Source organism: Pseudonocardia sp. KRD291, assembly GCF_019263595.1.
Lineage (GTDB): Bacteria > Actinomycetota > Actinomycetes > Mycobacteriales > Pseudonocardiaceae > Pseudonocardia.
Genome location: NZ_JADQDD010000073.1, coordinates 1 through 22,985 on the forward strand (window position 1 = coordinate 1; position 22,985 = coordinate 22,985).

The 22,985-nt window shown below is 73.4% G+C and carries 23 protein-coding genes and 1 pseudogene; 14 read left to right on the forward strand and 10 right to left on the reverse strand.

The genetic code is table 11. From position 1 onward, the window contains the following. The 4 genes and pseudogenes from I4I78_RS12750 to dtd form a co-directional block, all read left to right on the forward strand. Positions 1–652 (forward strand): annotated as a pseudogene (locus tag I4I78_RS12750) (13E12 repeat family protein); the annotation flags it as partial. A gap of 203 nt (positions 653–855) precedes the next feature. Then, positions 856–1,413 (forward strand): DUF305 domain-containing protein, encoded by a 558-nt coding sequence (locus I4I78_RS12755; protein ID WP_218611505.1) that lies wholly within the window; start codon positions 856–858, stop codon positions 1,411–1,413. Between the two features lie 277 nt (positions 1,414–1,690). Beyond that, a complete protein-coding gene (locus I4I78_RS12760) occupies positions 1,691–3,253 on the forward strand; it encodes a methyltransferase (RefSeq protein ID WP_218611506.1) in 1,563 nt (520 codons plus the stop codon). Positions 3,254–3,260: 7 nt separating this feature from the next. After that, a complete protein-coding gene (gene dtd, locus I4I78_RS12765) occupies positions 3,261–3,725 on the forward strand; it encodes a D-aminoacyl-tRNA deacylase (protein WP_218611507.1) in 465 nt (154 codons plus the stop codon). Positions 3,726–3,743: 18 nt separating this feature from the next. Here dtd and I4I78_RS12770 read toward each other — a convergent pair whose 3' ends face one another. From I4I78_RS12770 to I4I78_RS12785, 4 genes are all read right to left on the reverse strand, one after another. Continuing rightward, entirely contained in the window at positions 3,744–4,172 is a 429-nt protein-coding gene (locus tag I4I78_RS12770) for a VOC family protein (RefSeq protein WP_218611508.1), read from the reverse strand. A 155-nt stretch (positions 4,173–4,327) separates the two neighbouring features. After that, positions 4,328–4,729 carry a hypothetical protein gene (locus tag I4I78_RS12775; protein WP_218611509.1) on the reverse strand — a complete coding sequence of 134 codons (402 nt, stop codon included), beginning with the start codon at positions 4,727–4,729 and terminating at the stop codon, positions 4,328–4,330. A 112-nt stretch (positions 4,730–4,841) separates the two neighbouring features. After that, a complete protein-coding gene (locus I4I78_RS12780; protein WP_218611510.1) occupies positions 4,842–5,339 on the reverse strand; it encodes a helix-turn-helix domain-containing protein in 498 nt (165 codons plus the stop codon). Positions 5,340–5,436: 97 nt separating this feature from the next. Further along, entirely contained in the window at positions 5,437–7,233 is a 1,797-nt protein-coding gene (locus I4I78_RS12785) for an alpha/beta fold hydrolase (RefSeq protein WP_308252066.1), read from the reverse strand. A 273-nt stretch (positions 7,234–7,506) separates the two neighbouring features. On the opposite strand from I4I78_RS12785, the gene I4I78_RS12790 reads away from it, so the two are divergent. The 4 genes from I4I78_RS12790 to I4I78_RS12805 all read left to right on the forward strand — a co-directional run bounded on the left by I4I78_RS12790 (position 7,507) and on the right by I4I78_RS12805 (position 11,566). Then, a complete protein-coding gene (locus I4I78_RS12790) occupies positions 7,507–8,853 on the forward strand; it encodes an alpha/beta fold hydrolase (protein ID WP_218611512.1) in 1,347 nt (448 codons plus the stop codon). A gap of 174 nt (positions 8,854–9,027) precedes the next feature. Beyond that, positions 9,028–10,155, forward strand: a complete 1,128-nt coding sequence (locus I4I78_RS12795) for a sigma-70 family RNA polymerase sigma factor (RefSeq protein WP_226379602.1) — start codon at positions 9,028–9,030, stop codon at positions 10,153–10,155. Positions 10,156–10,456: 301 nt separating this feature from the next. Then, positions 10,457–10,978, forward strand: a complete 522-nt coding sequence (locus I4I78_RS12800) for a flavin reductase family protein (RefSeq protein WP_218611513.1) — start codon at positions 10,457–10,459, stop codon at positions 10,976–10,978. A gap of 48 nt (positions 10,979–11,026) precedes the next feature. Then, positions 11,027–11,566 (forward strand): NAD(P)H-dependent oxidoreductase, encoded by a 540-nt coding sequence (locus I4I78_RS12805; protein ID WP_218611514.1) that lies wholly within the window; start codon positions 11,027–11,029, stop codon positions 11,564–11,566. Positions 11,567–11,636: 70 nt separating this feature from the next. Here I4I78_RS12805 and I4I78_RS12810 read toward each other — a convergent pair whose 3' ends face one another. Both I4I78_RS12810 and I4I78_RS12815 read right to left on the reverse strand, forming a co-directional pair. Continuing rightward, positions 11,637–13,292, reverse strand: coding sequence for an ABC-F family ATP-binding cassette domain-containing protein (locus I4I78_RS12810; RefSeq protein ID WP_218611515.1), 1,656 nt, complete (start codon positions 13,290–13,292; stop codon positions 11,637–11,639). A 229-nt stretch (positions 13,293–13,521) separates the two neighbouring features. Further along, complete coding sequence (locus I4I78_RS12815; protein WP_218611516.1) at positions 13,522–14,433, reverse strand: LysR family transcriptional regulator; 912 nt, start codon at positions 14,431–14,433, stop codon at positions 13,522–13,524. 57 nt (positions 14,434–14,490) lie between these two features. On the opposite strand from I4I78_RS12815, the gene I4I78_RS12820 reads away from it, so the two are divergent. From I4I78_RS12820 to I4I78_RS12830, 3 genes are read left to right on the forward strand one after another with little or no spacing between them, the layout of a single operon-like run. Continuing rightward, complete coding sequence (locus tag I4I78_RS12820) at positions 14,491–14,889, forward strand: Rieske (2Fe-2S) protein (protein WP_218611517.1); 399 nt, start codon at positions 14,491–14,493, stop codon at positions 14,887–14,889. Beyond that, positions 14,876–15,169: a hypothetical protein gene (locus tag I4I78_RS12825; protein WP_218611518.1), complete on the forward strand. Its 294-nt coding sequence runs from the start codon at positions 14,876–14,878 to the stop codon at positions 15,167–15,169. The genes I4I78_RS12820 and I4I78_RS12825 overlap by 14 nt, the downstream gene beginning before the upstream one ends. Next, positions 15,166–16,395, forward strand: coding sequence for an amidohydrolase family protein (locus I4I78_RS12830; RefSeq protein WP_218611519.1), 1,230 nt, complete (start codon positions 15,166–15,168; stop codon positions 16,393–16,395). Before I4I78_RS12825 ends, I4I78_RS12830 begins: the two co-directional genes overlap by 4 nt. A 3-nt stretch (positions 16,396–16,398) precedes the next feature. Here the strand turns inward: I4I78_RS12830 and I4I78_RS12835 are convergent, their stop codons facing one another. From I4I78_RS12835 to I4I78_RS12850, 4 genes are all read right to left on the reverse strand, one after another. Continuing rightward, positions 16,399–17,073, reverse strand: coding sequence for an HAD family hydrolase (locus I4I78_RS12835; RefSeq protein WP_218611520.1), 675 nt, complete (start codon positions 17,071–17,073; stop codon positions 16,399–16,401). 126 nt (positions 17,074–17,199) lie between these two features. Next, positions 17,200–17,730, reverse strand: a complete 531-nt coding sequence (locus I4I78_RS12840; protein WP_218611521.1) for a GNAT family N-acetyltransferase — start codon at positions 17,728–17,730, stop codon at positions 17,200–17,202. A 22-nt stretch (positions 17,731–17,752) separates the two neighbouring features. After that, complete coding sequence (locus I4I78_RS12845; RefSeq protein ID WP_218611522.1) at positions 17,753–18,598, reverse strand: carbohydrate kinase family protein; 846 nt, start codon at positions 18,596–18,598, stop codon at positions 17,753–17,755. Next, complete coding sequence (locus I4I78_RS12850) at positions 18,599–19,558, reverse strand: pseudouridine-5'-phosphate glycosidase (protein WP_218611523.1); 960 nt, start codon at positions 19,556–19,558, stop codon at positions 18,599–18,601. Positions 19,559–19,650: 92 nt separating this feature from the next. Here I4I78_RS12850 and I4I78_RS12855 point away from each other — a divergent pair, with 92 nt between their 5' ends. From I4I78_RS12855 to I4I78_RS12865, 3 genes are all read left to right on the forward strand, one after another. After that, positions 19,651–20,871, forward strand: coding sequence for a cytochrome P450 (locus I4I78_RS12855; protein ID WP_308252067.1), 1,221 nt, complete (start codon positions 19,651–19,653; stop codon positions 20,869–20,871). Between the two features lie 66 nt (positions 20,872–20,937). After that, the gene (locus I4I78_RS12860) at positions 20,938–21,552 is read left to right on the forward strand and encodes a TetR/AcrR family transcriptional regulator (RefSeq protein WP_218611524.1); all 615 of its coding nucleotides are present in this window, start codon (positions 20,938–20,940) and stop codon (positions 21,550–21,552) included. 136 nt (positions 21,553–21,688) lie between these two features. After that, on the forward strand, positions 21,689–22,985 hold a 1,297-nt coding region (locus I4I78_RS12865), incomplete at its 3' end, for an MFS transporter (protein WP_218611525.1).

Consider the following 22,985-nt stretch of genomic DNA (forward strand, 5'->3'; position numbering starts at 1 on the left):
GATCTCGCCCGAGGTACTCACCGACGCCGTCGCCGACGCACTCACCCGACGCCCCGACCTGAACGCCACCGTCCGACAACCACTGATCCACGTCGTCGTCGGACTCGACACCCTCCTACTCGGCGACGACCGACCCGCCGAACTGATCGGCCACGGCCCCATCAGCGCGCAGACCGCGCGGGCCCTGGCCGCGGACGGGCTCTGGGAACGCCTGGTCACCGACCCGTTGTCCGGCACGCTGCTCGACCAGGGACGCACCACCTACATCCCCTCCGCCGGACTACGCGACCACGTACTGGCCCGCGACCAGACCTGCCGCGGCCCGCACTGCGGACGACGCATCCGCGACCTGGACCACCATCAGGAATGGACCGCCGACCTCGGCCCCACCGCCGAGGACAACCTCTACGGCTACTGCCAGCACCACCACAAACTCAAAGACGCGCCCGGCTGGCACGTCATCGCCCACCCCGACCGGACACTGACCTGGATCAGCCCCACCGGACGACGACACACCACCGAGCCCTACGACTACCGGCCCTACACCGACGACATCAACAGGGACGACCGATCGAAGCCGGCCGCCGCCGGACCGACCGGCCCCGGCCCGCCCTCCACCGTCGTCGACCAGGGCGACCCCCCGCCGTTCTGAGGCGACACGATCCGCAACCCCTCAACGGGCACCGCAACCCGTCGCGCCCGGGACGCCCGACACCGAGAGAGGCCGGCAACGGTCCCCGGGGTGCGGTCGGTTCACTGCGCAGCCCGGTAGCGTCGGGCCCGAGGCCGCGTCGTGCGGCTCGGAGGCCGCGTCCTGCGGCTCGGAGATCGAGGGGGCCGGTGGTGCGACGTTGGTTGACCGCGGGACTGACGCTCGTGCTGATCTCCGGATGTGGCGCCCCCACGGAGCCGGCATCCGGTGACCCCGTCGCCGCGGCGGAGGTCCTGGCTCAGGTCAACGCGCACAACGACACCGACGTGACGTTTGTCCGGGACATGATCGTCCACCACGCGCAGGGTGTGGAGCTGGCCGACCTCGTCCCCGCCCGGACCCCGACACCGGCCGTCCGCGACCTCGCGGCCCTGATCGACCGGCAGCAAGGGGTCGAGATCGACCAGCTGCGCGGGCAGCTCACCAGCTGGGACCTCGAACCGGCGGGGTCCCCGATGAGCATGGGCATGGCGGGGATGGCCTCGCCGGACACTCTGGCCCGGTTGCGCGACATTCGCGGCGCGGAGTTCGACCGGCTCTGGCTCCAGACGATGATCGGTCACCACGAGGGCGCCGTGACGATGGCCCGCGCCGAGCTCGACGACGGAGTCCAGCGCGGTGCCCGGAACACGGCGCAGAACGTGATCGCGGTCCAGCAGACCCAGATCGACACCATGAAGGGCCTCCTGCTCGCCCGCTGACGGCAGCCGGCCGCACGCCGACGGCGTCCACCACGCCCTTCGCGCGCACCGACATCGGCTGGCTCTGTGTGCTGTCGCAGGCGACCGCGGCCCGAGGAGTGAGCGGCTCCTGACGACGCCGTCGGCCACCGCACCCGTCACCGGAGACCCCGGGCCGTTCCTGCCACGCGGCCTCCCGCGCGCACCGACCGCGGATGTCGTCTCCACGTCGCGGCCGTGGACCTCCGTGGCGTCGACCGGGCTCGGGGCCGGATCCGGGGGCCTAGAGAATGGACCGGTGCTCCCCCATCTGTCACCCGCGCACGCGGCCGCGCTGCGCGACCGTTTCCGCGAGACCGGCTACACCCCCGACGGGGTCCGCGCGCTGCTCGGCGGCGCCGCGCACGACGCCCTGACCCGCGGCGAGCCCGAACCCGCTGCCCGGGCCACCCGCGACGGCGGCGAGCTCGGCACGCTCGTCCGGATGCTGCTGCTCGAGGGCACCGAACCGGAGGCGGCCGTGACCGCGGCCCTCGGCGACGTCGGGCCGCTGGTCGACGGCGGCCTGCTCCACCGCACCCCGGACGGCCTGCGCGCGGCCCTCGACATCCGCCCCTACGGCGAGTCCGGCGGGGACGGGGACGACGGCGCCGACTGGTGGGTCGTGTCCGACCTCGACACCCCGGCCGCGCGCCAGGACCGCGACCACGTCACCGGCGTCGGCGGGGCGTCGCTGAGCCTGGCCGCGGCGATGGTCCGCCGCCCCACCGGCTCCGTGCTCGACCTGGGCACCGGCTGCGGCGTGCAGGCCCTGCACGCGTCCCGGCACGCGCAGCGGGTCGTCGGCACCGACCTCGCGCCGCGCGCGCTGGCCCTGGCCCGGATGTCGTGTCTGCTCAGCGACGTCGAGGTGGACCTGCGCGAGGGGCCGTGGTTCGCCCCGGTCGCCGGGGAGCGGTTCGACCAGATCGTGTCCAACCCGCCGTTCGTGCCCGGGCCGGCGCGCGTCGACTACGTCTACCGCGACTCCGGTCAGGCCGGCGACACCGCGCTCGCCGCGCTGCTCGCCGACCTGCCGGGCCTGCTCAACCCGGGCGGGATCGCGCAGATGCTCGGGTCGTGGCTGCACGTGCGCGGCCAGGACTGGCCCGATCGGGTGCGCTCCTGGATCCCGCCCGGCTGCGACGCGTGGGTCCTGCAGCGCGAGACCGTCGATCCGGCGATGCACGTCGGCACCTGGCAGCGCGACGCCGGCCTCCTCCCGTCCTCCCCGCAGGCCCGCGCGCAGGCGGCCACGTGGCTGGACTGGATGGAGTCCGAGGACGTCGAGGGCGTCGGGTTCGGGTTCCTGCTGCTGCGCCGGCACTCCACGCCCGGCACCGAGGCGACGATCGTCGTCGAGGACCTGCCCGGCGAGCTGACCGACGGCCTCGGCCCGGAGATGGCCGGCTGGCTCGACCGCACCGCCTGGCTGCGCGCGAACCCTCGCGACGACGACCTGCTGGCCGCGCGCCTGCGTCTGGCCCCCGAGGCCCTGCTGGAACGGGCGTCGGTGGCGAACGACCCGGACGTCGACGGCTGGGCGGCCATCCGGACGACCGTGCGCCGCTGGGGCACGCCGTCCTGGGAGCACGACGTGGACGACGTCGCCGCGTCCCTGCTCGCCGGCTGCCGCGGCGACCTGCCGCTCTCCGAGCTGGTCGCGCTGCTGTCCTACGCCCACGACCTGCCCGAGGACGCGCTGGTCGGCGCGATGGCACCGGCCGTACGCGAGCTCGTCCGGCACGGTCTGCTGCTCCCGGTCGACGGCTGGGACGCTGCGACGCCGGGCGGCCTCGGCGCCACCGGCCCGGTCGGATGATGGCGGCATGAGAGCGGTCGTGGCGCGTGTGCGGCGCGCGGTGGTGACCGTCGAGCGGGAGGACGGCACCTGCGAGGTGACCGGCGAGATCGGCGCCGGGCTGCTGGTCCTGCTCGGGGTGCACGCCGACGACGTCGCGGACCCGGCCGAGACCGGGCGCCGGGTGGACACGATGGCCCGCAAGCTGCACGAGCTGCGGCTGCTGCGCGACGAGCGGTCCTGCGCCGAGACCGGCGACCCGCTGCTCGTGGTCAGCCAGTTCACGCTCTACGGCGACACCGGCCGGGGCCGCCGCCCGTCCTGGTCCGCCGCCGCCCGCCCGGAGGCCGCCGAACCCGTCGTCGAGGCGGTGGTGGCCCGGCTGCGCGGGCGCGGCGCGACCGTCGGGACCGGCGAGTTCGGGGCGATGATGGCCGTCGAGTCGGTCAACGACGGCCCGTTCACCGTGCTGGTCGAGGTACCGGCGAGCTGATCTGGTGGCCGGCCGCGCTCAGGCGCCGAACCGGCCCCGGGCCTGCGCCGGGATCAGCGGCGTCACGCCGCGCGCCCTGAGCTCCTGCACCGCCCAGGTGTTGCCGTCGGGGTCGGCGAAACCGAAGAACGTGCTGCCGTCCCGGTCGCCGAACGAGACCAGCTCGCTCGCCTCGACCCCGCGGGAGAGGAGCTCGTCGCGCGCGGCCGCGGCGTCGGCGACACAGAGCTGCAGGCCGCGTAGCGACCCGGGCTCCATCTCGCGCTGCGGCGGGAGGTCACCGAACACGATCGAGCACCCCGACCCGCGCGGGGTCAGCTGGACCACGTGCATGTGCTCGTTCGTGGTGTCGTGGTCGAGATCGAACCCGACCCGGTCGCGGTAGAACGCGACGGCCCGGTCGATGTCGGACACCGGCAGGACGACGACTTCGAAGGTCCAGTCCATGGAACGCTCCCTGGCTCGCACCGGACGGGCGGTCCGTCCACGCACATCAGACCGCCCGGCGCGCCGGAACTCATCTTCCGCCGGACGACGACGGCCCCGCCGGACATCGTCCGGCGGGGCCGTCGGGTGCGCCGCGGGAGGCGGCGGAGTACGGCCTACTTGCTCGACGCGCGGGTCGAGCGGGCGGCGCCCGCGGCCTTCTCGGCCGCGTCCTTCGTCGCCTCGTCGGCGGTTCCGGAAACGCGCTCGGTGTTGTGCAGGGTGTGCTCGGTGACCGACTCGGCGGCCTTGGCGGCCTGCTCGGTCACGGTCTCGACCGCGCTGCGGCTCGCGCCGACGACGGTCTTGGTCAGCTCACGCTGCTGGGCGAGCATCTGCTCGGCGAAGTCGAACACGCGGTCCACCGCGACGGTGGTGTCCGGCAGCTGCGGGCGCCCGCCGCCGGTGAACTGGCCTGCGAAGCCCTGCACGGTCTCGGTCCAGGTGCGCAGCGATTCCGTGACGGCATCCTGCGAACGCTTGGCGATGTCGACGAACTGGTCGGTGGAGGCGGTCATCGGCCATCCCCTTTCAGAGAAGTCACCCGGCATCGGACGGTGGTCCGTGCCGCTGACTGAAAAACTACGCACCGCCGATAAGTATGTCAATCAGCGGTGGTGGTGGGCCCGCTCACGTTCCGGCCGGGCGCTCCACGAAGCTGCGGTAGACGCCGATCAGCGCCGTCTTCTGCTCCTCGGACAACCTGCGGTCGGCCCGGATCACGGACTCGGTGTCGCCCGCGGGCGGCGGCGCGGCGGGCTCGGGGTCCTCCGGCTGCTCCTCGGCCGCACCGGTCGACCAGCCCGCCCGGCTGAGCATCTGGTCGGTGTTGAGGTGCAGCGCGTCCGCGATCGAGCGCAGCACCTTCAACGACGGCTGGTGCAGGCCGCGCTCGACCTGGCTCAGGTAGGCGTTGGACACGCTCGTCATCGCGGCCATCTCGCGCAGCGAGAGCTTGGCCATCTGGCGTTGCGCGCGGATGAACCCGCCCAGCGCGTTCACCTGCGCGTTCCACGCCTGCTCGGCGGCTCCACGCGCCCCGCCCCGGGCCGGGCCGTCCCCGGCGGGACCGACGTCCCCGGGCCCGCCGTCGTCGGGGCCCGCGCCGTTGCGGGTCGACGTGCTCATGACCGGCGTCCCGGGATCGTCCGGACGCGCGTGCGAGTGCTCATGGAGCCGCATTGTCCCGGCACGGGCAAGTCCGTGCCGCGAGGCCACCCCCGCGTCAGCGCACGTAGCGGCCCGGCGCCGGCTCGAGCGGGGGGTTCGCGGTGCTACCGAACTGCTTGGGCGGGGCGACCTTCTTGCCCGCGTGCGCCTCGATCCACGGCGACCAGTCCTCCCACCAGCTCGCCTTGTGCTCGCCGGCGTCGTCGCGCCAGTCGGCCGCGACGCCCGGCAGCTCCTCGGACTCGCCGAACCAGTGCCGCGACTTCGGCGAGGGAGGGTTCACCACGCCGGCGATGTGGCCGGAGTTCGACAGCACGAACCGGACCTTGCCCCCGAGCTTGGACGCGCCGGTGTAGACGCCCTCCCAGGGCGCGATGTGGTCGGACTCGGCGGTGACGACGTAGGTGTCCTGGCGGATGTCGGAGATGTCGAGCCGCTCGCCGGCCAGCTCCAGCTTGCCCTCGGCGAACTTGTTCTCCAGGTAGAGGTCGCGCAGGTACTCGACCTGCATGGCCGCCGGCATCCGGGTCGAGTCGTCGTTCCAGCTGAGCATGTCGAACGGCTTCGGGTCCTCGCCGAGCATCCAGTCGTTGACCACGTAGTTCCACACCAGGTCGGTCGCGCGCAGCAGGTCGAACGTGGTCTTCATGCTCGAGGCCGGCAGGTAGCCGTCCTTGCGCATGGAGCGCTCCATCCGGTTCACCGTCTTCTCGTCGGTGAACACCCCGAGCTGACCCGGGCCGGTGAAGTCGAGCAACGTGTTCATCAGGGTCAGCGAGTTGACCCGGGCGTCGCCCCGGGCGGCCAGCCACGCGGTCGTCGCGGCGGCCAGCGTGCCGCCGAGGCACAGCCCCGCGACGTTGATCTTGTCCGCGCCGGTGATCTCCTGCACGGTGTCGAGCGCGGCGAGTGGGCCCTCCCGCAGGTAGTCGCTCATCGTGACGTCGCGCAGGGACGAGTCCGGGTTCCGGTAGCTCATCATGAACACGGTGTGCCCGTGCTGCACGGCCCACTCGACCAGCGACTTCTCCGGCGCGAGATCCATGATGTAGAACTTGTTGATCCACGGCGGGCTCATCAGCAGCGGGACCTCGTGGACCTTCTCGGTCTGCGGCTCGTACTGGATGAGCTCGACCAGCCGGTTCCGGTAGACCACCTGTCCCGGGGTCACGCCGAGGTCCTTGCCCACGACGAACTGACCCGGCGTGGTCTGGCGCGGCATCCCCCGGTTCTGCACCGTGTCGCGCAGCATGTTGCGCGCCCCGCGCACGACGTTGAGGCCGCCGGTCTCGACCACCTTCTTCGCCCACGCCGGGTTGGTCAGCATGGTGTTGGCGGGGGCCAGCGCCTCGGTGACCTGCTTGACCAGGAAGTCCAGCTTGCGACGCGCGACCGGGGAGACCTTCGCCGCGGCCGAGAGCTCCTCGAGACGGTCGGCGACGAGGCGGTGCTCCTGACGGCACAGGTAGTACCAGGCGTTGTTGTCCCAGGCCGGGTCCGTGTAGCGCTTGTCGTTCTCCGGCAGCGCGGCCGGCCCGGCGGTGGTCCCGCCGACGGCGCGCGACGCGGCGGCCAGCACCGCCCGGGCGGAGTCGGCGCCCAGGCCCAGCCCGGTCCGCAGCACGGAGCCGGGGCTGGTGACCAGCGCCCGGGCGGCCTCGCCCAGGGCGTCGCCGAAGCCGACCGGGTCCACCTTCGCGCCGACACCTGCCGGACTGGCCAGCTCCCGCAGGTCGGCCACCAGACTCACGGCCTGGCGGCGCAGGGTCTCGGTGGCCTCGGTCGTGTCGATGGACGGGACGGCCGGGGTGGGCTCGGTGTGCTCGGTGGGCTCGATGGGCTCGATGGGCACTGTCGGATCGCTCCTGAGGTCGGCCGGTCGGTTGTCCGTGCCTGGCGGCGGGGCCCGGTCGGGGCGCACGCCACGGGGTGGTTCACCCATCGTGACGGCGTACTCGCCGGTAGGCATCCCCCGGGCGACCCGGTCTCTGTAAGTCCCCTCACCTGCGCTTGGTCGAGCAAGCACTACTCATCGGTAGGGCAGCGCTTGCTTGGCATACCGAACAGCGCTTACCGTTCGGTAACCGGGTCGTCCCGGTGCATCAACGTCGATGGGAGTACGGATATGAGTACGGCGATCGGCTCCGGTACCGGCACCGCACGCGACGACGGCCCCCGTGTCGTGGACGCCCCGGACGCCGCCACGGAGACGCCCCTGGCCCAGCCCGACCCCCTGCGCTACCTGCTCTCCTACAACGTCCGCAACATCGGCAAGGTCGTCTCCGAGGTCGGCCGCGCGACCCGCACCGCCTGGATCGACTCGATCCAGCGCATCGCCAGCCCCGGCGACGCGGCCCGGCGCAACCTGCTGTGGTTCTCCACGATGGCCGACCGCCGGGAGCCGACGTGGCACCTGGACAACGAGGTCGTCCTGTCGACCCCGTTCGCGGCGCTGCGCGACTTCACCGCGCAGGGCCACCGCGACGACGACGTGATCCCGACGATCGTGCTGCCCCCGCAGGCCGGGCACTCGTCCACGGTGATCGACTACTCGCCCCAGCAGAGCCAGCTGGCGATGATCCGCGCGGCCGGGCTGACCCGGGTCTACGCGCTGGAGTGGAAGCCGGCCACGTCGGCCACCCGCAACGTCGGGATCACCGACTACCTGACCGTCATCGACCGCTCGATCCGCCGGATGGGCGGCAGGGCGAACGTCGTCGGCGACTGCCAGGGCGGCTGGCTCGCCGCGATCTACGCCGCGCTGCACCCGGAGCGGGTGAACACCCTCACCCTGGCCGGCGCGCCGATCGACTTCCACGCCGGCGAGTCGGTGATCTCGGCCTCGACCAAGCTGATGGCCGGGACGATGGGCCTGGCGCCGTACAAGGCGCTGGTCGCGATGGGCGGCGGGAACATGCCCGGCCGCGCGGTGCTCTCCAACTTCATCAGCATCCAGCCGCAGTCCGAGGTCTCGCGCCAGCTGCAGCTGCTGGAGAACATCGACGACCCGAAGCACGTCGAGCGCTACCGGGTCTTCGAGGACTGGTTCAAACACACCCAGGACATCCCGGGCGCGTTCTACCTGTGGCTGGTGGAGAACCTGTTCTGGAAGAACAAGCTGATCACCGGGGACCTCACCGTCGACGGGCGCAAGGTCGACATGGGCGCGATCACCTGCCCGCTGCTGCTGCTCGCCGGGTCCACCGACCACATCACGCCGCCGCCGCAGCTGTTCGCGGCCGCGGACGCCGTCGGCACGCCGGAACGCGACATCACCCGGCGCACCGCGACCGGCGGGCACCTGGGCCTGTTCATGGGCCGCGACGCGCTGCGCCAGGACTGGCCGCCGCTGATGGCGGAGGTCTACGCGCACTCGACGCCGAAGCCGTCCGGCAAGTCGGCCGGGCGTCGTCGCAACAGCGTGCGCGCGGTGGCCGACCCCGCCGGGACGCACCGCGTGCCCGCGCCCTGAGGACACCTCCGGGGCCCCGACGTGACCAGCGTCACCCCCTTCGGCCGTGGCCGGACCTCGGTCGGAGGGGGTAGGCGGGAACGATCGTCGACCGCGATGCGTTGAACCCCCAGTAGGGCACGGCGAACGGCACGCACCTGGTGTCGCTCGCGCCCGAGTAGGGGAGGAACGCAGATGACGGTGACCATGACCGCCCCGGCCGAGACCCAGGCCGACACCCCGACCACCGACGTGGCCGCGGCGACCCGGGCCATCCCCGGACCGCGGGCGACGAACGAACGCTCCCGTCGCGCCGCTGCCGCGGCCGAGGGCACGGACGGCTTCGAGACCACCGTACCCGGTGCGCTCGCCGCGGTGGCCGAGGATCTGGACGCCCAGAGCCCCGCGGCCGACCTGGTCCGCGTGTACCTCAACGGGATCGGCAAGCGCGCGTTGCTGACCGCCGCGGAGGAGGTCGACCTGGCGCGGCGGATCGAGGCCGGCGTGTTCGCCCAGCACCGCCTGGACACCGCGGACGCCGAGGGCACCACGCTGGAGCTGCAGTACCGGCGCGACCTGCGCGCGGTCGTGCGGGACGGGGCGCGGGCCAAGAACCACCTGCTGGAGGCCAACCTCCGCCTGGTGGTCTCGTTGGCCAAGCGCTACACCGGCCGCGGGATGCCGCTGCTGGACCTGATCCAGGAGGGCAACCTGGGCCTGATCCGCGCGGTCGAGAAGTTCGACTACGCCAAGGGCTTCAAGTTCTCCACCTACGCCACCTGGTGGATCCGCCAGGCGATCACGCGCGGCATGGCCGACCAGGCCCGCACGATCCGCCTGCCGGTGCACCTGGTGGAGCAGGTGAACAAGCTGGCCCGGATCAAGCGCGACCTGCACCAGCGTCTGGGCCGCGAGCCCGTCGACGCCGAGCTGGCCGAGGAGTCGGGTATCCCGGAGCACAAGATCTCCGACCTGCTCGACCACGCGCGGGACCCGGTGAGCCTGGACATGCCGGTCGGCTCCGAGGAGGAGGCCCCGCTCGGGGACTTCATCGAGGACGCCGAGGCGACCGACGCCGAGAACACGGTGATCTCGCACCTGCTGCACGACGACCTGCGCCGGGTCCTGGGCACGCTGGAGGACCGCGAGCAGGCGGTGATCCGGATGCGCTTCGGCCTCGACGACGGGCAGCCGCGCACGCTGGACCAGATCGGCAAGCGCTTCGGTCTGTCCCGCGAGCGGGTGCGCCAGATCGAGCGCGAGGTGATGGGCAAGCTGCGGGTCGGCGAGCGAGCCGACAAGCTGCGCGCCTACGCGAGCTGACGCGACGAGCGTCTCCCGCCGGACGCGTCCCCCACGCATGGGCAGGGCCGTGCGGACGACCATCGGGGTCGGCCGCACGGCCCTGCTTTTTCGTCGTCCCGGGGCTCCCCACGAGTTCGGGACGAGTTCAGCAGGGGCGTTCCTACCGGATGACCGCGCGGTCACCGGGCTGCGACGCGCCGCCGACGGCGTGTCGTGCGCCGTCCGGTCGGCGTGTTCAGGCTCCCGACGAGTGCGCGCTCACAGCCGGAGCCCGTGATCTCCCATGGCCCCCGGGCCGTCCGGTGCCTAGGGTCGGGCCATGACCGGTTCTGCCGCGCACACCGATACCCCGTTCGGCCCGGTCACCCCGCAGACGATGCGCGAGGTTCTCGGGCAGTTCGCCAGCGGGGTGGTCGTGATCACCGCGATCGGGCCGGAGGGTCCGGTCGGCTTCACCTGTCAGTCGTTCTCGTCGCTGTCACTGGACCCGCCGCTGGTCTCGTTCTCGCCCAGCCGCACGTCCTCGACGTGGCCGCGGATCCGCGAGATCGGCTCGTTCTGCGTGAACGTGCTCGCCGAGGACCACGAGCACCACAGCAACGGCTTCGCCCGTTCCGGGGTCGACAAGTTCGCCGGCGTCGACTGGACCCCGTCGCGCTCCGGGGCGCCCGTCCTGCCCGGGGTGAGCGCGTGGATCGACTGCGTGCTGTGGGCCGAGTACGACGGCGGCGACCACACGATCGTCGCCGCCCGGGTGCACGACCTCGGCGCCGACTCCGAGCGCCTCCCGCTGCTGTTCCACCGCGGCCGCTACGGCCGCACCTCACCCCCGCCCGCGTAGACGCCTGAGGCGCGCCGGAACCCGCATCGAGACCTCGCAGGAGAACGCATGACCGAGCTGACCGTCGTCGGGATCGTCGCCGGGCCGGAGGCCGGCGGGCGCACCGCGACCGCCGTCGCCGGGGTGCTCGAGGGCACCGGCGCCACGACCTCGCTGCTGGAGCTGAGCGAGACCTCGCACGCCGACGTCGTGGCCGCGATCGAGGCCGCCGACGCCGTCGTGTTCGGCAGCCCGGTGTACCGGGCCTCGCACACCGCGTCGTTGAAGGCGCTGCTGGAGGGCACCGAACGCGGCAAGTGGGGCGAGAAGACCGCGCCGCTGCAGGGCAAGGCGGCCGCGACCGTCCTGACCGGGGCGAGCGGGCACCATTTCCTGGCCCAGAACGAGCTCCGCGCCGTGCTGTCCGGGTTCTTCGCCGTGCAGGTCCTGTCCCCCGGCCTGTACTTCGACCACGGCGGCTACGTCGACCGCAACACCCTCACCGAGGAGTCGACGGCGCTGGCCCGCTCGCACGGCGCCGCCCTGGCCGACCTGACCGCCGCCGTCCGCGGCTCGAAGGCCCTGCGGGACCTCACCCCCGTCGTCTGAGGCCCCCTCACCGGCCACTCGTGAACCACGACGAGCGTGCCGCGCTCGTCGTGGCTCACGAGTACGGCGCCTACGCGGTCCGGGACTCGGTGATCCTGGGGATTCGGCCTCCCGTCGCGGTCCAGGTTCTCGTTGCGCCGATCTCGGTGAGCAGGTGGGCGTCGTGGCTCGCGACGACCAGGGCTCCCCGGTAGCCGGACAGGGCGTCGACCAGGGCGGCGATGCTGTCCAGGTCGAGGTTGTTCGTCGGCTCGTCGAGCAGGAGCAGCTGCGGGGCGGGGTCGGCGAGCAGCACACAGGCCAGATGCAGCCGGAACCGTTCGCCGCCGGACAGGGTCCCGGCAGCGCGGGCGACCTCGTCACCGCGCAGCAGGAAACGGGCGAGCCCGGCCCGGACCGCCTGCGGGTCCGCCGACGGCGCGGCGGCACGCGCGGTGTCGAGCACCGACCGTTGCGGGTCGGCGAGGACCAACCGTTGTGGCAGGTAGCCGACCGGGACGGGGCCGCGCGCCACGCGCGGCCCGGCGCCCTGCTCCCCGGGTGCGAGGTGACGACCGTCGCCCGGGCCGGGTCCCTCCGGCGTGCCTGCACCGCCGGCGATCGCCCGCAGCAGGGTGGTCTTGCCGGAACCGTTGCGCCCGATGAGAGCGATCCGCTCCGGGCCGCGGATCGTGAGCCCGTCGCCGGGTAGCTCCAGCACCGTGCGACCGGCCGGGACCTCGGTGTCGGGAAGGTCGATCCGGATCCGGTCGTCGTCGCGCACCCGGTCCTCCGCCGCGGACAGCGCGTCGCGGGCGTCGGAGAGCTTGGCCTCGTGCATCAGCCGGTGCTTGCCCGCCGAGACCTGGGCCTCGCTCTTCCGGGTGTTCATGATGATCTTGGGACGGCGCTTGTTCGCGTGGTCGTTCGCCGCGTAGCGCTCGCGGCGGGCCAGCTTCGTGCGGGCCTCGACGAGCTGGCGCTTCTCCCGGCGCAGGTCCTCCTCGGCCGCCCGGACGCCGCGCTGCGCCGCCTCCTGCTCGGCGGCGAGCACCCGGGCGAACTCGCTGTAGCCACCACCGACCGTGCGCATCGTCGCGTCGCGCAGCTCCGCGATCCGGTCGACGTGCTCGAGCAGCTCGCGGTCGTGGCTGACCACGACCAGCACCCCCGGCCAGGCGTCGACGGCGTCGTTCAGCCGCCGCCGGGCGTCGCGGTCGAGGTTGTTGGTCGGCTCGTCGAGCAGCGCGACGTCCGGCGGGTCGACGAGCAGCGCGGCCAGCGCGGTGAGCACGGCCTCGCCGCCGGAGAGGGTCGCCACGGTGCGGTCGAGGTCCGCGGGCAGGCCGAGCCGGTCGAGCTGGGCGCGGGCCCGGTCCTCGACGTCCCAGTCGTCGGCCAGGGCCGTCCAGTCCTGCGGTCCTGCCCTGCCCTCCTCGACCGCGCCCAGCGCCGCGCGCCGCGCGGTGATGCCGAGCAGGTCCGAGACCGTCTCCCCGGTGCGCAGCGCAAGGTCCTGACGCAGCAGCACCGGGGTCCCGGCGACGGTGACCGTGCCGGCGTCGGGCGTGAGCTCACCGGCGACGAGCCGCAGCAGCGTCGACTTGCCGCAGCCGTTGGCGCCGACGAGACCGGTCCGCCCGGGGCCGAACGCGACGTCCAGGTCGCGCAGCACCGGTGTGCCGTCCGGCCAGGAGAAGCTCAACCCGGCCGCGGTGACGGCGTGGGTGGGGTTCGCTGATGACAAGAGACCTCCCGCAGGGTTCGGCGATGCCCCGGCGGGAGGGGAAGAACGAGATGATCCGGCCGCGGGCGCTGGTGAGGGCGAGGCTCGCGGGCGAGATGCGCCGGTGGACCGGCGTCGCGGCGAGCGTTCTCAGCGGCGGATCAGCATGATGCGAGGACGCTAGCCCGGCCGCGGGGCGGAGCGCCACCGATTATCGGAAGAACCCACGCGTCGCTCGATGGTCATCGGATCACCCGGGGCCGGCTGCGACCCGGGCGAAGGCGCGGGCGGTGGCGCTCGGCGTCAGCGTGCGGGACCGGGCCAGGACGATCCGCAGCGGTGCCGGGTCGTCGGCCAGGTCGACGGCGACGACGCGGTCCCCCGCCGCCGTGCGCGGGCCGGGTGTGCGCTGGGCGAGGACGGTGTAGCCCAGTCCGGCCCCGACCAGTGACCGGGTCAGCTCCACGGTGGCCGTCCGGTGCGCGACCAGCGGCGACACCCCGGCCGCGCGGCACACCGTCATCAGGTGCTCCGAGGCGGGCGGCAGGTCGAACAGCACCATCGGCTCGTGCGCGACCTCGGCCAGGTGCACCGACGCGCGGTCCGCCAGCCGGTGCCCGGAGGGCAGCACGAGGTACGGCGTGTTCGACGACAGGGTGCGCAGCTCCAGGCCGGGGTCGAGGCCGTGGTCGTAGAGCAGCGCCAGGTCCAGCTCGCCGTCGCGCAGGCGCCGCGACAGCACGTCCTGCGACGCCTCGGCGAACTCCACCCGCGCCCGGGGATGTGCGGCGGCGAACCGCGCGAGCAGCGCGGGCAGCTCGGCCGGGGCCAGGGTCGGATAGCAGCCCAGCAGCACCGTCCCGGCGACCCCGCCACCGGCGCCGTCGGTGGCGGCGGCGAGCTCACCGGCGTCGCGGAGCAGGCGGCGGGCACGGCGCAGGGTGTCGGTGCCGGCCGCGGTCAGCCGGACGCCGTGCGCGCGGCGGCGCACCGTGAGCTGGGCACCCAGGACGCGTTCGAGCTCGTCGAGGGCCAGCGAGAGCGCCGAGGCGGACACGTGCAACCGGGCCGCGGCACCGGCGAACGTCCCGGCCTCGGCGACCGCGACGAAGTAGGACAGCTGGCGCAACGAGAAGCCCGGCGCCTCATGAGCGGAACTCATGAAGAACACGATATACGTGAACTTTACAAGGGATTGATCACGGCCCACGCTGAGGGCGTGACCACCACCACAGAAGCTCCGCGCGCCGTCGACGTCGCCGGGTCCGACGAGATCGACGAGCGCGGACGTCTCGTCGTCGAGATCGGTGTCGGGGGCACGACCGTCACCGTCGGCATCTTCCGGTTCCGCGGGGAGCTGCGCGCCTACGAGAACGTCTGCGCCCACCAGGGCGGGCCGGCCTGCCAGGGCCGGGTCGTGCAGCGCGTGCGCGAGAAGCTCGACGAGTCCCGCCGCAGCCAGGGACTGGTCTTCGACGCCGACTCGATGCACGTCGTGTGCCCGTGGCACGGCTTCGAGTACGAGGTCGCGACCGGCAGACACCCGGGCCGTCCGGACTACGCGCTGCGCTCGTTCCCGGTACAGGAGAGCGGGGGCCGGATCCGTGTCACCGTCTGAGAGGGCCCGGCGGATCGAGAGCCTCGTCGCCGAGCTGAGCACCGAGGTCGACGCCGGCCTCGGCGACGGCGCGATCGCCGCACTCGCCCCGGACACCGCGGCAGCGCTGGTGGCCACCGCCGCGCGCCTGTACGCGGTCGCCGCCGAGGAGGGCGCGCAGCCGCCCACCGGCACCGACATGACCCCGACCGACGCCGTCGTGCTGGCCACCGCCGCACTGCGCGCACACGACCTGAACCCGTTCGACCTGGCGCTGTGGTTCTCGAGGAGCAGCTCATGACCGCGACCGACCCCGCACGCACGACCCCGGCCGTCCGCCGTCTCCCGACACAGGAGATCACGACCCGCACCGACAGCCGGGAGATCCTGGCCAACGCCCGTCGCGACACGGAGCGCTACGGCCTCGACGACTACTTCATCGTCGACGTCGACTCGCACCACGTGGAGCTCGACTCCTGGCCGGAGATCCTGACCTACCTGGACTCGCCGGTCATGCGCGACACCGCCGAGCAGATGATGCGCAACTGGCCCAACGCCGCCCGGCTGGCGCTGCACAACCACTCCCCCGGCCTGACCATGCAGGACGTCTCCGGGCGGATCCCGCACCAGGCCGCGCTGGCCGAGGACACCCCGGACACGACCTCCGGCGCGCACCGCGACGTCACGCTCGTGCAGCGGGCGATGAACGCGATGAGCATCGACGTGCAGGTGGTGTTCCCACAGCCGATGCTCGAGACCGGGCTGCACCCCCAGCCGGAGGTCGCGACCGCGCTGCTGCAGGCCTACAACCGCTGGTTCGCCGCCGAGGTCCTGACCCGTGAGCCGCGGATCAAGACGATGCTCGGGCTGCCGTTCGAGAACCCGGACGCCTGCCTGGAGACGATCCGCGAGTTCGCCGACCACCCGGGCGTGATCGGGTTCCTGGTCACCAGCCAGCGCCACGCCGGGGTGCACCGCAACGCCTACATGCCGGTCTACGCCGAGCTGGAGCGGCGCGGGCTGCCGATCGGGTTCCACGCCGGGCCGAACCAGTCCGACACGATGACCTCGACGATGAACAAGTTCCTCTCGGCGCACGCGATGAGCTTCGTGACCTGCAACATGACCCACATGACGAACTGGGTGATCAACGGGATCCCGGAGCGCTTCCCGGGCCTGAAGACCATCTGGATCGAGTCCGGCCTGGCCTGGGTGCCGTTCATGATGCAGCGCCTGGACCACGAGTACTACATGCGCCAGTCCGACGCGCCGCTGCTGACGAAGCCGCCGTCGCACTACATGCGGGAGATGTACTACACCTCGCAGCCGATGGAGTGGACCGACGACGCGCTGCTGGCCTCGACCCTGCGTGCGATCGACGCGCCGAACACCCTGATGTACTCCTCGGACTGGCCGCACTGGGACTTCGACGTGCCGGGCCGGATCGCGGCGCTGCCGTTCCTCGACGACCACGCCAAGCGCAACATCCTCGGCGAGACCGCCCGCAAGGTCTTCAACCTGGGGTGAGGGCTACGAGGGCAGGCCGAGAAGGGCGGGCAGGTCGGTCACCGAGTCGATGACGACGTCGGCGCCGGCCGCCCGCAGCCGGGGCTCGGAGTGCGCACCGGTCCGCACCCCGACGGCCAGCGCGGCGCCGGCCCGGACGGCGCCCTCGATGTCGGCGGTGCTGTCGCCGGCCACGGTGACCTGCTCGGCCGGCACGTCGCAGATCCGCGCCGCGGCGTGCACGACGGCCGGGTGCGGCAGCCCCTGACCGGCGACGTCGGCCGGGGACAGCACGACGTCGACCCGCTCGCCCCAGTTCAGCGCCTCGACCAGCCGGTCCCGCAGCGCCGGCCCGAACCCGCAGATCACCGCGACCGAGAGCCCGGCCTCGCGGATCGCCGACATCGCCGCGCCCGCGCCGGGCACCTCCCGGACCCGGCCGCGGCGCACCGCCTCGCTGACGCACTCCTCGAACGCGTCGTTCGCGCGCCGGGCGCGGTGCATGTCCCCGTCGAGCAGCTCCCCGAACACCGTGATGGTGGAGCGGTCCATGGTCGCGCGGGCCTGCCGGTCCAGCGCCGGGTAGCGCGGCCCGTCGACCCGCACGCGCGCCGCGCGCAGCCCGGAGCGCACGGCGTCGAGCACCAGGCCGTCGTCGGCCATCGTGGTGCCCGCAAGATCGAGGATGGCCAGTCGCACACGGTGCAGCACAGTGTGTCCGGATGACCTGCGGGCGACGGGTGGACGACGGGACGGTGAACCCGTCCGGTCACTCCGGCTTCGTCGGGACCAACCCGGGGTGGACGAACCGGACGCCCCGGGCCCTCACCACACGTCGGCGTCGCGCCAGTCACACGTCAGGTCGCCGTCGAGGTCGAGCGGGACGCCCACCGGCAGGACGTGGATGCCGCCGCGCTCGTCGGGCGTCTCCACGATCCCGGACGGGGTGAGCGCGTGCAGCGGCCCGCGCCAGCGCTGCCATCCGCGCCCGGCGTAGAACGGCAGTGCCATCTCGCTGGACCCGAGCGCACCCATCTCGTGGCCGCCGCGCGTGAGCCGCTCGACCGGCTCCATCACCGCGCCCGCGATCCCCCTGCGCCGGTGCGCCGGGTGCACCGCGACGGCCTCGACGTACCCGGCGCGCAACGCCCGCCCGCCGTGCAGCAGCCTGCGGGCGACCAGCGCGGCGTGCCCGGCCAGCACGCCGTCGTCGCGGGCCAGCGCGTGCATGCCGCCCAGGGCGTGCTCCCAGTCGGAGTCGTCGAAGTCCCCGCCGTAGGCCAGGTCGAGCAGGGCGCGCAGCTCCGCCCGCCCGTCCGGGCCGAGATCGGCGGTGTGCACGACGGTCACGTCCATGCCGGGAGTCTGCCGGGCCCGCTCACCCGACGGCGCCGGGCACGCCCAGGACCCGGGCCGCCTCGGCGTGCCCGGCCGCGCAGGCCCGGAAGGGGCCGGCCCCGGCCAGGACGTCCGCGAGGTAGGCGCCGGCGAACGCGTCGCCGGCGCCGGTGGTGTCACGGACGCGCGACACCGGCGTCGCGGCGACGGGCACCGGCGCCGCGCCGGGGACGCACACGACGGCGGGCCGGGCGCCGTCCTTGATGACGACGGTGCATCCGGACGGGGCCCCGGACGGCACCCCGAGCAGATCCGCCTCGTCCCGGTTGGCCAGCAGATGCGCCGGCCGGACCCGTTCGAGCAGGGCGAGGAAGTGCCGCACCCCGAACGCGCGCAGCGCCCCGGTGGACGACGCGTCGACCGACACGGTCCCGCCGCACCGGCGCACCTGCTCGGCCGCGCCCAGCGCCGCCGCGCCGATCGGCTCGGCGACCAGCGAGTACGCCGGCAGGTGCAGCAGGCCCACCCCGTCGAGCCAGGACGGGTCGAGGTCGGTCAGCTCGGAGGCGGCGCCCCGGTCGGGCAGCATCGTGCGCTCGCCGTCCGGGTCCACCAGCACCACGACCGCGCCGGTCGTCCCGCACCGCTGCACCCGGACGTCGACGCCGGCCGCGGCCAGCGAGGTGGTCAGCGCGCGGCCGGCGGCGTCGTCGCCGACCCGGCCGAGGAAGCGCACCGGGGTGTGCCGGGCGGCCGCGGCGGCGACGTTCGCGGCGCTGCCCCCACGCCGGCGGAACACCCGGGACGCGGTATCGGTGCCCGGCGCGAGCGGGCCCGACGGCCACACCACGACGTCGTCGACCAGGTCACCGAGGACCGCCAGCATCTATCGACCGGAGATCGCCGCGGCGACCGCGGCCCCGAGGGCGACGTTGTTGCGGTACACCGCGACGTTGACCTCCAGGCTCGCGCCGCCGGTGGCGTCGCGGATGAACTCCAGCAGGAACGGCGTCGCGTCCTGCCCGCCGATCCCCTGCTCGACGAGCGCCGCGGTGGCCCGGGCCAGGACGTCGTCGTGCACGTGCGGGGGCAGCTGCTCGTCGGGCCCGACCGGGTTCGCGACCAGCAGCGCCGCGTCGAGACCGAGCCCGTCGGCGGCGGCGCGGGCGGCGGCGACCTGCTCCGGTGAGTGCACGGCGTGGGTGACCCGGTACCCGGAGTCGGCGACGTAGAAGCCGGGGAACGCGAGCGTCCGGTACCCGACGACCGGGATCCCGAGCGTCTCCAGCCGCTCCAGGGTGGCCGCGACGTCGAGCACGGACTTCACCCCGGCGCTGACCACGACGATCGGCAGCCGCGCCAGCGCCGGCAGGTCCGCGGACTCGTCGAACGTCGCCGACGCGCCGCGGTGCACCCCGCCGAGCCCGCCGGTGGAGAACACCCGGATCCCGGCCCGGTGCGCCAGGTGCGCGGTCGCGGCCACCGTCGTCCCGCCGGACACACCGGTGGCCGCCGCGACCGGCAGGTCGCGGGTGCTGAGCTTGACCACGTGCGGGTCCGAGGCCAGGCGCGTCAGCTCGTCGCCGCTCAGCCCGACGCGGGCGACGCCGTCGAGCACCCCGATCGTCGCCGGGACCACGCCGGCCGCCCTGACCTGCGTCTCGGCGTCCCGGGCGACCTCGAGGTTGCGCGGGCGCGGCAGGCCGTGGGTGAGGATAGTCGACTCCAGCGCCAGCACCGGGCGCCCGGCCGCGAGCGCCGCGGCGACCTCGGGAGCGACCTCTGGGGCGACCTCGGGAGCGACCTCTGGGGCGACCTCGGGCGCGCCCGCCGCGGGGACGGTCATGGGGCGACAGTACGTCGCTTCCATAACCAATAGTCCACTTTCACTTCCTGGTAGCGTCGGGAGCGACCCACCACACCACGGGGAGGACCGACGTGACCGAGACCCCGGTACACCCGCACGCCACACAGATGCCCCTGCACATGCAGCGGGACCGCTTCGACCCGAACGTCACGCTGACCGGATTCCGGGACGACGGGGAGATCCCGGTGGTCCGCACCGGGTTCGGCATGGAGGCCTACCTCGTCACCCGCTACGCCGACGTCCGCGAGGTCCTCAGCGACGCCGGGACCTTCTCCAACGCCGGCCAGACGGCCTTCCGCCGCCCGGACGGCCCGCAGGTGAGCGAGGAGGAGCTGGCGCAGATGCGTGCCGGGCAGCTCCTCGCGCAGGACCCGCCGGAGCACACCCGGCTGCGCCGGCTGCTGACCCCGGAGTTCACGTTGCGGCGGATGCGCCGCCTCGAGCCGCGGATCGTCGAGATCGTCGACGAGCACCTGGACGCGATGGAGGCCGCGGGCCCGCCCGCGGACCTGGTCCGGGAGTTCGCGCTGCCGGTGCCCTCGCTGGTGATCTGCGAGCTGCTCGGGGTGCCCTACTCCGACCGGGCCGAGTTCCAGGCCCGCTCGAACCGGTTGCTCGACATGTCGCTGTCGGCGCAGGAGCGCATCGACGTCGGCCGGGAGAACCGCGCCTACATGTCCGGCCTCGTCGACTCCGCGCAGGCCGACCCGGGCGAGGACATCCTCGGGATGCTGGTGCGCGAGCACGGCGACGACCTCACTCACGACGAGTTGACCGGCATCGCCGGGCTGTTGCTCATCGCCGGGCACGAGACCACGTCGAACATGCTCGGACTGGGCACACTGGCCCTGCTCCAGGACCCGGAGCAGCTCGCGCTGGTGCGCGACGAGCCGGAGCTGGCCCGCCCGGCCGTGGAGGAGCTGCTGCGCTTCCTGTCCATCGTGCACTCGGGCGTCCCGCGCACGACCACCGCCGACGTCGAGGTCCGCGGCACCACGATCCCGAAGGGCTCGCTGGTGATCCTCTCGCTGCCGGCGGCCAACCGGGACCCGGAGCTCCTCGAGGACCCGGACCGGCTCGACGTGCGCCGCGGCGCGCCGGGACACGTCGCGTTCGGGCACGGGGTGCACCACTGCCTGGGCGCCCCGCTGGCCCGGATGGAGATGGAGACGGCGTTCCCGGCCCTGCTCCGGCGGTTCCCGAAGCTGGCCCTGGCCGGCGACGCGGCCGACGTGCCGTTCCGCGCCTACCACTTCGTCTACGGTCTGCACTCGCTGCCGGTCACCTGGTGACGAGCCGGTGACGGGGGTGCCGCCGGACCCGGCGGCACCCTCCCGCCGAGGCGTTACGGTGCAGCGATGAGCGCGGACACCGAGCAGGCGGGCGGTCCCCGGCCGTTGCGGGCCGACGCCGCCCGCAACCACCGGCGGATCGTCACCGCCGCCGCGGAGGCGTTCGAGGAGCTCGGCGCCGACGTCGCGCTCGAGGAGATCGCGCACCGCGCAGGCCTCGGCGTCGCGACGCTCTACCGGCGCTTCCGGACCCGCGAGCAGCTCGTGCGGGCGGTGTTCGAGGACATCTTCGCCGCGGAGATCGAGCCGACGGTCGCGGTGGCGGCGGGCGAGCCGTGGGCCGATCTGGTCGGCACCCTCACGCGCACGGTCGACGCCCTGGCCGGGCACCGGGTGATCCTCGGCCTGGCCCGGGAGACGGCCGCGCTGGACGTGGCGACCGTGCAGCGCTTCGGGCGCGACCTGGAGCGGCTGCTGGACCGCGCCCGCGACGCCGGCGTGGTCCGGCCCGAGCTCACGGTGCGCGACCTGGCCGCGGTGATGGTGATGGCGCTGGCCACGGTGCATGCGAGCGACCCCTCCGGCGACGACCGGCGGCGCTACCTCGCCCTGCTCGTGGACGGGCTCCGGCCCGGGAACCGCGCCCTGCCCACCGTGGGCACCTGTCCGTCGCGGCCGTAACCGGATCGGCCGCGACCGTCCGTTACGAGAGTCCGGTCGGATTCACCCGATAGCTGTGCCGCTGCGCGGTTTCCGGTTACGTTGTGCGGCAACCGTCGCGGCAACGGAGCCGCGGCGGCCCGGACGGAGGGCTGCCATGACCGACCTCGGCACGGACGTGAACGACGGCGCGGCCTCGGAGTCGACGCTGCGACGGGTCGCAGTGGCCGCGCTCTCGGCCAGCACCCTGGAGTGGTTCGACTTCTACATCTACGGCACCGCCGCCGCGCTGGTGTTCAACACGGTGTTCTTCCCCGACATCGACCCGACGCTGGGCACCCTCGCCGCGTTCGCGACGTTCGGCGTGGGGTTCATGTTCCGCCCGGTCGGCGGCATCCTGTTCGGCCACTTCGGCGACCGGCTCGGCCGCAAGAAGCTCCTGGTCATCGCCATGGTGATGATGGGGGCGGCGACCGCCCTGATCGGGGTGCTCCCGACGTACGCCTCGGTCGGCATCCTGGCGCCGATCCTGCTGGTGGTGCTGCGCAGCATCCAGGGCATCGCGGTCGGCGGGCAGTACGGCGGCGCGATGCTGATGGTCACCGAGAACGCGCCACCGCATCGTCGCGGCTTCTACGGCAGCTTCGCCCAGATCGGCCCGACGCTCGCGGTGATCCTGTCCAACCTGACGTTCCTCGTCCTGGTCGCGGTGATGTCCGCCGAGTCGTTCGCGGCCTGGGGCTGGCGGGTCCCGTTCCTGCTCAGCGTGTTCGTGATCGCGCTGGGCCTGTGGGTCCAGGTCAAGCTGGAGGACACCCCGGCGTTCAAGGCGCTGGAGGAGAAGGCCGCGGCCGCCCAGGCGAGCGGGACGGTGGAGAAGAAGCGCTCGCCGATCGTCGAGGCGATCCGCACGCACCCCGGCCCGATCCTGAAGACGGCCGGGATCCTGCTGGTCGTGCAGGTGTACTTCTACATCCAGATCGTGTTCATGGTCTCGCACATGCCCACGCTCGGCGTCCCGCGGACCACGATCCTGACCATCATCATGATCTCCAGCGCGGTCGTGGTGTTCGCGTTCCCGGTCTTCGCGGGGCTCTCGGACCGGGTCGGCCGCAAGAAGGTCGTGCTCCCGGCGGCGATCGCCACGCTGATCTCGCCGTTCCCGTTCTTCCTGCTGATGGAGACCGCGACCATCCCCGGGATGATGATCGCCGCACTGATCGGCGGCCTGGTCCTCGGCGCGCTGTACGGGCCGCTGGCCGCCTACATGACCGAGATGTTCGCCGCCGACATCCGCTACTCCGGCGCCTCGATCGGCTACCAGCTCGCGGCCGTCGTCGGCGGCGGGTTCGCGCCGTTGATCGCGGCGTCGCTGCTGGCCGCGACGGGCACCATCCTCTCGGTCGCCGCGTACGTGACGGTGGCCGCGGTGATCACCCTGATCGCGGTGCTGC

Bases quoted from the DNA above. Each gene is read 5' to 3' on its own strand.
- dtd (WP_218611507.1), top strand. From the start codon at position 3,261: ATGAGAGCGGTCGTGGCGCGTGTGCGGCGCGCGGTGGTGACCGTCGAG.
- I4I78_RS12770 (WP_218611508.1), bottom strand. From the start codon at position 4,172: ATGGACTGGACCTTCGAAGTCGTCGTCCTGCCGGTGTCCGACATCGAC.
- I4I78_RS12775 (WP_218611509.1), bottom strand. From the start codon at position 4,729: ATGACCGCCTCCACCGACCAGTTCGTCGACATCGCCAAGCGTTCGCAG.
- I4I78_RS12780 (WP_218611510.1), bottom strand. From the start codon at position 5,339: ATGAGCACGTCGACCCGCAACGGCGCGGGCCCCGACGACGGCGGGCCC.
- I4I78_RS12790 (WP_218611512.1), top strand. From the start codon at position 7,507: ATGAGTACGGCGATCGGCTCCGGTACCGGCACCGCACGCGACGACGGC.
- I4I78_RS12795 (WP_226379602.1), top strand. From the start codon at position 9,028: ATGACGGTGACCATGACCGCCCCGGCCGAGACCCAGGCCGACACCCCG.
- I4I78_RS12800 (WP_218611513.1), top strand. From the start codon at position 10,457: ATGACCGGTTCTGCCGCGCACACCGATACCCCGTTCGGCCCGGTCACC.
- I4I78_RS12805 (WP_218611514.1), top strand. From the start codon at position 11,027: ATGACCGAGCTGACCGTCGTCGGGATCGTCGCCGGGCCGGAGGCCGGC.
- I4I78_RS12815 (WP_218611516.1), bottom strand. From the start codon at position 14,433: ATGAGTTCCGCTCATGAGGCGCCGGGCTTCTCGTTGCGCCAGCTGTCC.
- I4I78_RS12830 (WP_218611519.1), top strand. From the start codon at position 15,166: ATGACCGCGACCGACCCCGCACGCACGACCCCGGCCGTCCGCCGTCTC.
- I4I78_RS12840 (WP_218611521.1), bottom strand. From the start codon at position 17,730: ATGGACGTGACCGTCGTGCACACCGCCGATCTCGGCCCGGACGGGCGG.
- I4I78_RS12845 (WP_218611522.1), bottom strand. From the start codon at position 18,598: ATGCTGGCGGTCCTCGGTGACCTGGTCGACGACGTCGTGGTGTGGCCG.
- I4I78_RS12850 (WP_218611523.1), bottom strand. From the start codon at position 19,558: ATGACCGTCCCCGCGGCGGGCGCGCCCGAGGTCGCCCCAGAGGTCGCT.
- I4I78_RS12860 (WP_218611524.1), top strand. From the start codon at position 20,938: ATGAGCGCGGACACCGAGCAGGCGGGCGGTCCCCGGCCGTTGCGGGCC.